This window comes from Stenotrophomonas sp. NPDC077461 (assembly GCF_049545475.1).
In the GTDB taxonomy this organism is placed as follows: domain Bacteria; phylum Pseudomonadota; class Gammaproteobacteria; order Xanthomonadales; family Xanthomonadaceae; genus Stenotrophomonas; species Stenotrophomonas nematodicola.
This window is the reverse complement of record NZ_JBMWDO010000008.1, coordinates 24,406-34,307: the sequence shown is the minus strand read 5'-3', so window position 1 is coordinate 34,307 and position 9,902 is coordinate 24,406. Positions and strand designations below refer to the sequence as shown.

General features: G+C 68.5%; 9 protein-coding genes. 8 read left to right on the top strand and 1 reads right to left on the bottom strand.

What is annotated here, in order from left to right; translation table 11 throughout:
* The 6 genes from ACPEH8_RS14195 to ACPEH8_RS14170 form a co-directional block, all read left to right on the top strand.
* Nucleotides 1-955, top strand: a 955-nt coding sequence (locus ACPEH8_RS14195) for an adenylosuccinate synthase (protein ID WP_423667228.1), incomplete at its 5' end; no start/stop codon positions are given.
* A gap of 193 nt (nucleotides 956-1,148) precedes the next feature.
* Entirely contained in the window at nucleotides 1,149-3,269 is a 2,121-nt protein-coding gene (locus tag ACPEH8_RS14190) for a methyl-accepting chemotaxis protein (protein WP_017354825.1), read from the top strand.
* Between the two features lie 142 nt (nucleotides 3,270-3,411).
* Nucleotides 3,412-3,876, top strand: a complete 465-nt coding sequence (locus ACPEH8_RS14185; protein ID WP_166473327.1) for a GNAT family N-acetyltransferase — start codon at nucleotides 3,412-3,414, stop codon at nucleotides 3,874-3,876.
* Nucleotides 3,877-3,881: 5 nt separating this feature from the next.
* Complete coding sequence (locus ACPEH8_RS14180; RefSeq protein ID WP_017354827.1) at nucleotides 3,882-4,289, top strand: hypothetical protein; 408 nt, start codon at nucleotides 3,882-3,884, stop codon at nucleotides 4,287-4,289.
* A 57-nt stretch (nucleotides 4,290-4,346) separates the two neighbouring features.
* Complete coding sequence (locus ACPEH8_RS14175) at nucleotides 4,347-5,153, top strand: hypothetical protein (protein WP_287250234.1); 807 nt, start codon at nucleotides 4,347-4,349, stop codon at nucleotides 5,151-5,153.
* 20 nt (nucleotides 5,154-5,173) lie between these two features.
* On the top strand, nucleotides 5,174-5,371 hold the full coding sequence (locus ACPEH8_RS14170; RefSeq protein ID WP_136003103.1) for a hypothetical protein: 198 nt from the start codon (nucleotides 5,174-5,176) through the stop codon (nucleotides 5,369-5,371).
* Nucleotides 5,372-5,417: 46 nt separating this feature from the next.
* On the opposite strand, the gene ACPEH8_RS14165 is transcribed toward ACPEH8_RS14170, so the two are convergent.
* The gene (locus tag ACPEH8_RS14165; RefSeq protein ID WP_423667225.1) at nucleotides 5,418-7,502 is read right to left on the bottom strand and encodes a catalase; all 2,085 of its coding nucleotides are present in this window, start codon (nucleotides 7,500-7,502) and stop codon (nucleotides 5,418-5,420) included.
* A gap of 145 nt (nucleotides 7,503-7,647) precedes the next feature.
* Between ACPEH8_RS14165 and ACPEH8_RS14160 the strand changes: the two genes are divergently transcribed.
* Together ACPEH8_RS14160 and ACPEH8_RS14155 are read left to right on the top strand one after the other, a co-directional pair.
* On the top strand, nucleotides 7,648-8,358 hold the full coding sequence (locus tag ACPEH8_RS14160; protein WP_017354831.1) for an AraC family transcriptional regulator: 711 nt from the start codon (nucleotides 7,648-7,650) through the stop codon (nucleotides 8,356-8,358).
* Between the two features lie 92 nt (nucleotides 8,359-8,450).
* Nucleotides 8,451-9,845 (top strand): amino acid permease, encoded by a 1,395-nt coding sequence (locus ACPEH8_RS14155; RefSeq protein ID WP_017354832.1) that lies wholly within the window; start codon nucleotides 8,451-8,453, stop codon nucleotides 9,843-9,845.
* Nucleotides 9,846-9,902: the final 57 nt, after the last annotated feature.

Genomic DNA, 9,902 nt, shown 5'->3' with positions numbered 1-9,902 from the left:
GCTGGACCAGGCGCGCGAACGCGCTGCCGGCGGCAAGGCGATCGGCACCACCGGCCGCGGCATCGGCCCGGCATACGAAGACAAGGTGGCGCGTCGCGGCATCCGCATCGCCGACCTGCACTATCCCAAGCAGCTTGAAGAGCTCCTGCGCACCGCGCTGGACTACCACAACTTCGTGCTGACCAAGTACCTCAACACCGACGCGATCGACTTCCAGAAGACCTACGACGAAGCCCTGGCCTTCGGCGAGTACGTCGAGCCGATGAAGTCCGACGTCGCCGGCATCCTGCACGACCTGCGCAAGCAGGGTAAGCGCGTGCTGTTCGAAGGCGCCCAGGGCGCGCTGCTGGACATCGACCACGGCACCTACCCGTACGTCACCAGCTCCAACACCACCGTTGGCGGCGCACTCGCCGGTGCCGGCGTGGGGGCCGATGCGATCGACTACGTGCTGGGCATCGCCAAGGCCTACGCCACCCGCGTCGGCGGCGGCCCGTTCCCGACCGAGCTGGACGATGAGATCGGCCAGGGCATCCGCGACCGTGGTGCCGAGTACGGCGCCTCGACCGGCCGTCCGCGTCGCTGCGGCTGGATGGACATCGTCGCGCTCAAGCGCGCCGTGGCCATCAACGGCATCAGCGGCCTGTGCATCACCAAGCTCGACGTGCTCGATGGCATGGAGAAGCTGAAGGTCTGCATCGCGTACGAATACCGCGGCAAGCGCACCGAGTACGCGCCGCTGGACGCCCAGGGCTGGGAAGAGTGCACCCCGGTGTACCTGGAGTTCCCGGGCTGGACCGAGAACACCCACGGCATCACCAACTGGGACGACCTGCCGCCGGCGGCCCGTGCCTACCTGCGCGCGCTGGAAGAGCTGGCCGGTTGCCCGATCAGCATCGTCTCCACCGGCCCGGATCGTGACCACACGATGGTCCTGCAGGACCCGTTCGCCTGAGCGGACCGCCGGTCCCGGGCCACGCCCGGCGCCCGGCCGGGTGGTTGACACGGCCCCAATGAAAGAGCCCCGCGCAAGCGGGGCTTTTTCGTGGGTCAAGGTGAATCGGACCCATCCCGGCCGGCGCTCGCCGGTCAAGAACGCGCCGGTCAGCGCCGATAACCGGGCACTCCCCCCGGTTTGGATCGATATCATGGATTTCTTGAGGAACGTCAGCGTCGTCTGGCGTCTAGGTATGGGCTTTGGCCTGTTGTTGCTGCTGGTGGCCGCCGTCGTGGCTACCGGCGCCACCGGCAGCGTGGTGCAGAAGCGCGCGATGCAGGACGTGGCCGAGGTCAGCGTGGCCAAGGTCCGGCTGCTGTCGGACATGCTCGACGCGAACAACCAGATGATGGTCGTGCGCCGTGAAATGCTGATCCGCCAGGGTGAAGCGCGCGAGGCCGACGAGGCCCGCATCGCCGACCTGGTCAAGCGCTACGAAACCAGTTGGACCGCCTACCAGGCGCTGCCGGGCGATGCCGAGGGCAAGCAGATCGGCGAGGAGATCGCCGCCCGGCGCGCCACCGCCCGTCCATTGAACAAGCAGACCAGCGAGCTGATGCAGCAGGGCGACTTCCCGGCCGCCGTCGCGTTGACGCTTGGCGCGGTGCAGGATGCAGCCAACGGCTGGAACAAGGCTCTGGCCAATGGCGTGGCCTACGAAGAAACGCAGAGCCGCGAGGCCGCCGCCGAGGCGATCCGGCTGGGTGAGCGCACCCTGCTGCAGCTGCTGGTGCTCGGCGGTGTGGCGCTGCTGGTTGGCATTGCGGCCTCCGTGCTGATCGGGCGCAGCCTGACCGGCCCGCTGGCCCGGGCAGTGGGCCTGGCCGAGCGCATGGCCAGGGGCGAGCTGGACCAGGACTTCCGCCTGGGCGGCCGCGACGAACTGACCCAGCTGGGCGAGGCGATGGCCAGCGTGCGCCACAACGTGCAGGCGGCGATCACCGCGCAGCTCGACATGGCGGGTCAGCACGAGGCCGGTGCGATCAGCTACCGCATGGACGAAGCGGCGTTCCCCGGCGACTACGGGCGCATGGTGCATGCCACCAACGAACTGGTTGCCTCGCACGTGGCGGTCGAGTTCCACATGGTCGAGGTGATGCAACGCTATGCGATCGGCGACCTGAGCCGCGACCTCGACAGCTACCCCGGCGAGAAGGCGGTACTGACCCGCACGATGGCCACGGTCAAGCACAGCCTGGAAGCGATCAATGCCGAGATCGACCTGCTGGCCCAGGCCGCCAGCGCGGGCGATTTCTCGGTGCGCGGCAATGAGGCGGCCTTCCAGTTCCAGTTCCGCGCAATGGTGGCCAACCTCAACGGCATGATGGCCAGTTCGCAGGCCAGCATCGCCGATCTCTCGGCTGTGCTGCGCGCGATCTCCGTCGGCGATCTGACCTCGCGCATGGACGGCCACTACGAAGGCGTGTTCGCGCAGATGCGCGACGATGCCAACGTTACTGCCGCGCAGCTGACCGGCATCGTAGGCAAGATCCAGCTCGCGGCGGGCAGCATCAACGATGCCGCCCAGGAACTGGCTGCCGGCCACAACGACCTGTCGCGCCGCACCGAGCAGCAGGCCGCCAATCTGGAAGAGGCGGCCGCCTCGATGGAGGAGCTGACCTCCACCGTGCGCCAGAATGCCGAGCTTGCCAGCCAGGCCGACCACGAGGCGCACGCCGCCGGCGCGGCGGTGAAGGCCACCGAGCAGGCCATCGCGCAGATGGCGGCGGTGATGGGCGAGATCGACCAGTCGTCCGCACGCATCTCCGAGATCTCCTCGGTGATCGACGGCATCGCCTTCCAGACCAACATCCTGGCCCTGAACGCGGCAGTGGAAGCGGCCCGCGCCGGCGAAAACGGCCGCGGTTTCGCCGTGGTGGCCAGCGAAGTACGCACCCTGGCCCAGCGTGCCGGCGTCGCCGCCAAGGAGATCAAGGACCTGATCGACGACGCCAGCGCCAAGGTCAAGACCGGCCTGAGCGTCACCGTGGAATCCGAAGCGGCGATCACCCGCCTGACCCAGGCCAGCTCGCGCACCAATCAGTTGATGAGCGACATCGCCGCCGCCACCAAGGAACAGGCGGCCGGTATCGAACAGGTCAACCAGGTGGTGGTGCAGATGGACCAGGTGACGCAGCAGAATGCCGCGCTGGTCGAAGAAGCCACCGCGGCCAGCCGTTCGCTGGAACAGCAGGCCAGCACCCTCACCGACGCGGTGGCGGTGTTCAAGCTGGACACGGGCAGCCTCGCACCGATGCGCCGGGTCGCCTGATCCGACGGGCGTGCATGCGCGGCACCGCAGGACGGTGTCGCGCAAGCAGTGTGTTGACCGCACGGCGGAACGGCTGGCGGAGTTCCCTTTCGCCACCCGGTTCCAGTACCGTGGCAGGCTCCGCCACCGCGCCAGGCTGTGCATGATCATCCGCCCCATGACGCCCGACGACGTCCACGCCGCCAGCGCCATCTGCCTGCAGGCGTTTACCATCGCCGTCGCGCCATCGCTGTCTGCGCAGGGTGTCGCCACGTTCGGTGGGGTCGCTTCGGCCGAGGCATTCACCGCACGCCTGCAGGGCGACAACGTCATCCTGGTCGCGGTCGACGAGGGCAAGGTGCGTGGCGTGGCCGAGCTCAAGGAAGGGCGGCACGTGGCGATGCTGTTCGTGGCACCGGACTGCCAGCAGCGCGGTGTCGGTCGTGCATTGATGACGGCGCTGTTGACGCATGCGCGTGCGCCGTTGATCACGGTCAGCGCGTCGCTGCCCTCGGTGCCTGCCTATGCCCGCTATGGCTTCGTCTGTGCGGGCGACGTCGCCACGGCATCGGGTCTGGTTTACCAGCCCATGCACACACCGCACCACATCGCGGCACCGGTGGGCTGATCCGGATGCGGACGCTTGCGCTGCTGGAGGGCGGCTGCGCCCTCTGTGGACACGTGTTCGCGCATCCGGCGCTGGGTGACCATGCTTATGGCGAGGCACTCCTGTGCAGTGCCGACGGCCATCACGTCGTGGTGGCCAGTGCGTTCGACCCGGTGCCACAGCGCGTGGCGGCCCTGTTGCCGGCCGGCGCGGACGCACGGTTCTGGCCGGTGCTGGCCGCGCTGGCCGACCCGATCGGGGGCCAGCCGCTGGTGCACGGCCTGCGTTGCCCGCAGTGTGGCGGAGCGCAGCTGCGCTACCACGACGGCCATCGCCGCGGGACGCAGGCGGTGGCCAACGCGGGATTCGTCGCCGCGACGGCCTTGACCGACCTGGATCTGCAGGCGGCCATCGAGCACCACCTCGCGGCGTAGCGCAGGCTACCCACGGCAGGGCTTTTCAGCGATGCTCTGCGCAGGACAGGGGGCAACATGGACAACAGGGATCAAGGCCGCACCGAGGACAACGTGCCGGCGATCGCGCCATCGGGCGGACACCCCGGTGCCGCGCCAGGGGAGGGGGCACCCACCGACTGGTCGGTGCTGCCCGTGGTACGGGGCAGCGAGGACTCGGTGGTCATGGTGCTGTGGCGGCTGCTGCGGCAGGAACCGGCCTTGATCGTCAGCGCCGGTTACGTGCTGCTGTCGCTGCTCGGCCTGTGGTCGAGCTATTTCTTCTACCTGCGCTTCGAGCTGTCGATCCTCGACTACCTGCAGATCAGCGATTTCCTGGTGGCCGGGCTGCGTGATCCCGCCTACGCCGCGATCCTCGGGGGCGGCATCGCACTGGCCATTGTGGTGGGCTGGCCGGACACCCTGCGTCGGCGCAACCCGGCGAAGGTGGACGCGCTGCGCGCGCGCCATTGGGGCTGGCGCCTGCTGTTTTCGCGTTCGCCGCTGACCAGTTGGGACATCTCCGGCGTGCGCCCGCTGACCGGACTGTGCATGGCCGTCGCATTGTTCATGGCGCTGGGCGCGGCGATTTATTCGCTGGACAAGGCCGAAGGCATCCGCACCGAAGGGCAGGGCAACAGGGTGACCGTCCATCTCACTGGCGACGTGGCACCGCTGCAGGGTGACGCACGCCTGCTCGGCAGCAGCAGCGCGTTCGTGTTCCTGTGGTGGCCGCAGCAGCATCGCGCGGAGGCCGTGCCGATCTCGGCGATCAAGCGACTGCAGGCGGCCGTGGTGGCGCCCAAGGCCGTTGCCGCGCCCAAACCGGCGCCTGCGGCGCGATGAGCGCGCCAGGGTGGCGTCGTTTGAAAACACCGCCGCACCCCGCGCAGGACGCCATGCTGCTCGAGTGCGGCACCCGCTGGTGCGTGTACTTCAACGGCATGGACTTCGTGGCCGTGGCCCCGGAGCAGATCGAACGACTGCAGGGCTGCCTGCGCATCGAAGCGCTGTCGGCCGGCGGGCTGGCGTGCAACAACAAGGCACTGCCCGCACCGCGGTGATCCGTGCTGCGACGACGGCACCCCGCCGTCGCAGCGACATCCCGCGCTAGGCCAGCGTGCGCACCTTGGGTTCGCGCGCCCACTGGCGGGTAGCGGCAACGGCGATGAAGCCGGCCGCATCTTCGGCTTCGACCACGCCGGCATCGTTGCCCACGCGCGCGGCCTTCAACAGCGCCTGGGCCCCTTCATCGGCGGCGATGGCTTTCAGGTGGGCCCAGGCGTCGGCCACGAAGTCGATGGCCGCCGATTCCCTGGTCAGTCGCTTGGCCGCGTCGGCGCTGAGCACCACCGCCACGGCGTCGAACACCACCGAGGGCGTGCCGGCGAGCTGGCCATCGGCCGGCTGCACCTTGCCATCGCTGAGCGCGCCGCCGCCGATCTTGGGGGCGACCAGTTTGACGCTGGCCCCGGCCTTGGCCGCTGCCTTGCGCAGGGCATTGATCACTCCGGCATCCGACCCGGCATCGAACAGGATGCCGATGCAGCGTCCCTTGAGGGTGTCCTGGGTCCGGCCGATCACGCGCACTTCCGGCGCCGCGGGAAGGTTCTGCGCCGGCGTCGCCGTGGCGGCCGGGTCGGGCAGGGCCGGCATCGCCAGGCCCGCTGCCACCCGCTTGGCCAGGCCCTCATCGATGTTGCGCAGGTGGCTCACCGTGCGCTCGCGGATGCGCGCCGTCTCCACCTTGGACAGTTCGAACACCAGCGCCGAGGCCAGGTGTGCCTGCTCCGGTGCCTCCAGGCTGCGGAAGAACATCCGAGCCTGGCTGTAATGGTCGGCAAAGCTCTCGGCTCGCACGCGGCCCTTGCGGCCATCGTCGGGCGCGGTGGCGTGGCTGGGGAACCCGTCGGCGCTTTCGCGCGGGCTGTCGTCCTGCAGCGAGCTCGGCTCGTACGCCACCCGGCCTTTGGGCACGTCCATCTGCATATGCCCGTCGCGCTGGTGGTTGGCAAAGGGGCATTTGGGGGTGTTGATCGGAATCTGGTGGAAGTTCGGCCCACCCAGCCGGCTCAGCTGCGTATCCAGGTAGGAGAACAGGCGACCCTGCAGCAGCGGATCGTTGCTGAAATCGATCCCCGGCGGTACGTTTGCCGGGCAGTACGCCACCTGCTCGGTTTCGGCGAAGAAGTTGTCCGGCCAACGGTCCAGCACCATCCGGCCGACCACCGTCAACGGTACCAGCGATTCGGGAATGATCTTGGTTGGGTCCAGGTGGTCGAACGGGAACGCATCGGCCTCCTCCTCGGTGAACAGCTGCACGGCCAGTTCCCACTCGGGGAAGTCGCCGGCGCTGATCGACTCGAACAGGTCGCGCCGGTGGAAGTCGTTGTCCGCGCCCTGCAGCTTCACGGCTTCGTCCCACACGGTGGACTGCAGTCCCAGCTTGGGACGCCAGTGGAATTTGACGAAGGTGGATTCGCCGGCGTCGTTGAGCAGGCGGAAGCTGTGGATGCCGAAGCCCTCGATCATGCGCAGCGAGCGTGGAATGGCACGGTCGCTCATGGCCCACATGACCATGTGCATCGATTCGGGCATCAGCGAGATGAAATCCCAGAACGTGTCGTGCGCGCTCGCTGCCTGGGGAAAGGCGCGATCCGGTTCCATCTTCACCGCATGGATCAGGTCGGGGAACTTGATCGCATCCTGGATGAAGAACACCGGGATATTGTTGCCGACCAGGTCCCAATTGCCTTCGCGGGTGTAGAACTTGACCGCGAAACCGCGTACGTCGCGCGGCGTATCCACCGAGCCGGCGCCACCGGCCACGGTGGAGAAGCGGGTGAACACGGGGGTGCGCACACCGACCTCGCTCAACACCCGTGCGCGCGTGTAGTCGCCCAGCGAGCGGGTCAGCTCGAAGTAGCCGTGGGCCGCACTGCCGCGGGCGTGCACGATGCGTTCGGGAATGCGCTCGTGGTCGAAGTGGGTGATCTTCTCGCGCAGGATGAAGTCTTCCAGCAGCGTCGGCCCGCGCGGCGTGGCGCGCAGGGAATTCTGGTTGTCGGCCACCGGGATGCCCTGCGCGGTGGTCAACTGGGGATGGCCGCCCCCCGCGCGCTGGTGGAGTTCGTCGCCTGTACCGCGCGCGTCGGTGGAGGCAGGGGCGGGCTTGCGGGGCTTGCTGGTGGCCATGAGGGCTCTCCGGGCTGGCGGGGTGGCAACACCTCACACTGGCAACCCGGGCGTTAACCAGCGGTGCGAAAATGGCCGGCAGCATGCACCTGCGCTTCACGCGACGGGTATCCTTGGCGCGTGTTCCTTCCCAGCCTGCCGTGCCATGCGCGTTGAACCCGCCGACATCGAAGCCCTCTTCGACGCGATCCCGGACGTGTTGTTCTTCATGAAGGACCGCCAGGGCCGCTACACGCACATCAACCAGACGATGCTGCGCCGGCTGGGCCTGAAGTCGCGCAAGGAGGTGATCGGCCGGACCGCCGCGGAAATCTACCCGACCGGGCTGGGCGCCGACTACGCCTCCCAGGACGCGCAGGTGCTGGCCGGCAAGGTGATCGAGAACCTGATGGAACTGCACCTGTTCGCCAACCGCGAGCCGGGCTGGTGCCTGACCTGCAAGCGCCCGCTGCTGGTCGAGGGCCAGGTGCAGGGGCTGATCGGGATTTCGCGCGACTTGGGCCAGAAGGACAGCCTGGGCACCCAGTACGAGCAGCTGCGCCTGGCGCTGGCGCATCTGAACGCGCACTACGCCGAGAATGTACGCATGCAGACGCTGCTGGACATCACCGGGTTCTCGCTGTCCAAGCTGGAGCGGACCTTCCGCAAAGTGTTCCAGATGACCCCGCAGCAGGTGCTGACCCGCCTGCGCATCCAGATGGCGGTCCATCTGCTGCATGGTCCGGACACCATCGCCAGCATCGGCCAGGCCTGTGGCTTCACCGACCAGAGCGCGTTCACGCGCAAGTTCAAGGCCGAGGTCGGGGTATCGCCGCGTGGCTACCGCGCCCAGATCGGCGAACGCGCCGAGGCCTGAGCGCGGCCCCGGCCGACCCGGCCTTCCGGCCTATCCCGTCATGCCGCCGGACGCGGTATCGTGTCGCACTCGTTGCCCGCCAAGCGATCCCGATGCCCGCATCTCCGACTCCGGCTCCTGCCGCTTCTCCCGCCAACGCCCGCCTGGGCCACGCGCTCAAACCCCGCCAGCTGATCATGATGGGCTTGGGCAGCGCGATCGGCGCGGGTCTGTTCCTCGGCTCCGGCGTGGGCGTGCAGGCCGCCGGGCCGGCAGTACTGCTGTCCTACCTGGTCGCCGGCGCGCTGGTGATCATCGTGATGAACGCGCTGGGCGAAATGGCGGCGGCCAAGCCGACCAGCGGCGCGTTCTCGGTGTACGCCGCCGATGCGATGGGCGCCACCGCCGGCGCCACGGTGGGCTGGTTGTGGTGGGTGCAGCTGGTGATCGTGATCGCCGCCGAGGCGGTTGGCGCGGCGGGCCTGCTGGCCACGGTGTGGCCAGTGATTTCGGTGCCGATGGCGGCGCTGGCCTTCATGGTGTTTTTCACCGCGATCAACCTGCTGGGGGTGAAGAACTTCGGCGAGTTCGAGTTCTGGTTCGCGATCCTCAAAGTGGTGGCGATCGTGGCGTTCATCCTGATCGGCGCGGCGCTGCTGCTGGGCTGGCTGCCCGATGTGACGTCGCCGGGCCTGAGCAATTTCACCGCGCACGGTGGCTTTGCGCCCACGGGGCTGGCCGGCGTCGGCGCGGCCCTGCTGGTGGTGGTGTTCGCCTTCGGCGGCACCGAGATCGTGGCGGTGGCCGCAGCGGAAACCGAAGACCCCGAGCGCAGCATCGCACGCGCGATCCGCACCGTGGCCTGGCGCATCCTGGTGTTCTACATCGGCTCGCTGAGCGTGATCATCGCCGTGGTGCCGTGGACCAGCGAGCTGCTCAAGTCGCCGTTCGCGGCGGTGCTGGAGGTGGCCAGGATTCCCGGTGCGGCCACCGCCATCACCCTGATCGCGGTGATCGCGCTGCTGTCCGCGCTCAATGCCAATCTGTATGGCGCCTCGCGCATGATGTTCTCGCTGGCGCAGCGCCGCGAAGCGCCGGCCGTGCTCGGGTGGACCGATCCGCGCCAGGTCCCCATCATCGCGGTGCTGGCCAGCGTGCTGTTCGGCTTTGCGGCCACGGTGATGGAACTGCTGTTCCCGGAGCGGGTGCTGCCGGTGCTGCTCAACATCGTTGGCTCGACCTGCCTGCTGGTGTGGACGATCTCGTTGCTGTCGCAGTTGATCCTGCGCCACCGCGCCAACCGTGATGGCACCCGCCTGCCGTTCCGCATGGCTGGCTATCCCTACCTGACCGTGCTCGGCCTGGGCGTGCTGGCGCTGATCTTCGGCCTGCTGCTGTCCGAAGCGCACACCCGCCTGCAGTTCCTCTCGATGGCGGCGCTGACCGCAGTGATCGCGATCACCAGTGAAGTGGCGCGCCGCGTGCGGGCCAACCGTCCGGGCGATTGACCGGCACCACGGGGCATCTCCCAACAGAAACGGCCCGCTTGCGCGGGCCGTTTTTCA

Coding starts and splice junctions, on each gene's coding strand:
- ACPEH8_RS14190 (WP_017354825.1), top strand. CDS start 1,149: ATGGATTTCTTGAGGAACGTCAGCGTCGTCTGGCGTCTAGGTATGGGC.
- ACPEH8_RS14180 (WP_017354827.1), top strand. CDS start 3,882: ATGCGGACGCTTGCGCTGCTGGAGGGCGGCTGCGCCCTCTGTGGACAC.
- ACPEH8_RS14175 (WP_287250234.1), top strand. CDS start 4,347: ATGGACAACAGGGATCAAGGCCGCACCGAGGACAACGTGCCGGCGATC.
- ACPEH8_RS14155 (WP_017354832.1), top strand. CDS start 8,451: ATGCCCGCATCTCCGACTCCGGCTCCTGCCGCTTCTCCCGCCAACGCC.
- ACPEH8_RS14165 (WP_423667225.1), bottom strand. CDS start 7,502: ATGGCCACCAGCAAGCCCCGCAAGCCCGCCCCTGCCTCCACCGACGCG.
- ACPEH8_RS14160 (WP_017354831.1), top strand. CDS start 7,648: ATGCGCGTTGAACCCGCCGACATCGAAGCCCTCTTCGACGCGATCCCG.
- ACPEH8_RS14185 (WP_166473327.1), top strand. CDS start 3,412: ATGATCATCCGCCCCATGACGCCCGACGACGTCCACGCCGCCAGCGCC.